We start from the raw sequence: 647 nt of genomic DNA on the forward strand, positions 1-647 counted from the left end.
TTTAATCGTGGGTGAGGCAGTGCGTAAACTTCGATAGAATTTATTGCGTCTCTTTACTGGACGATGGTCTTGTTCAATCAAATTATTCAGGTATTTAATGGTACGATGTTCTGTCCCTTGATAAAAGCCGTATTCTTTTAGTCTCTTAAAGGCACTTGTAATAGAGGGGGCTTTATCTGTGACTACAACCTTCGGTTCATCAAACTGCTTCACTAACCGCTTAAGAAAAGCATAGGCTGCTTGTGTGTCCCGTTTTTTACGTAACCAAATATCCAAGGTTAAACCATCTGCATCGATGGCTCGATACAAATAATGCCATTTTCCTTTAATTTTGATGTATGTTTCATCCATTTTCCATGAATAAAAGGATTTTTTATTTTTCTTTTTCCAAATTTGATAGAGTAGTTTGCCATATTCTTGCACCCAACGATAAATCGTCGTATGAGAAACGTTAATGCCACGATCATATAAGATTTCTTGAACTTCACGATAGCTAAGGTTATAACGAAGATAGTAGCCCACGGCTACAATAATCACATCCTGCTGAAATTGCTTTCCTTTAAAATGATTCATCGTCATTCCTCCTGCTATCTTTTTCTATTATTCTACCTTATTTGATAGTAGATTTAAAACTTTGCAACAGAACC

1 protein-coding gene is annotated in these 647 nt (G+C 36.0%); it reads right to left on the reverse strand.

The genetic code is table 11. The features are described from left to right. A partial coding sequence (locus CYK18_RS10640; protein ID WP_180948055.1) for an IS6-like element IS1216 family transposase occupies nt 1–573 on the reverse strand: 573 nt, incomplete at its 3' end. Between the last annotated feature and the right edge of the window lie 74 nt (nt 574–647).

The sequence above is a fragment of the Streptococcus mitis genome, from assembly GCF_002860865.1.
GTDB lineage: Bacteria > Bacillota > Bacilli > Lactobacillales > Streptococcaceae > Streptococcus > Streptococcus mitis_AT.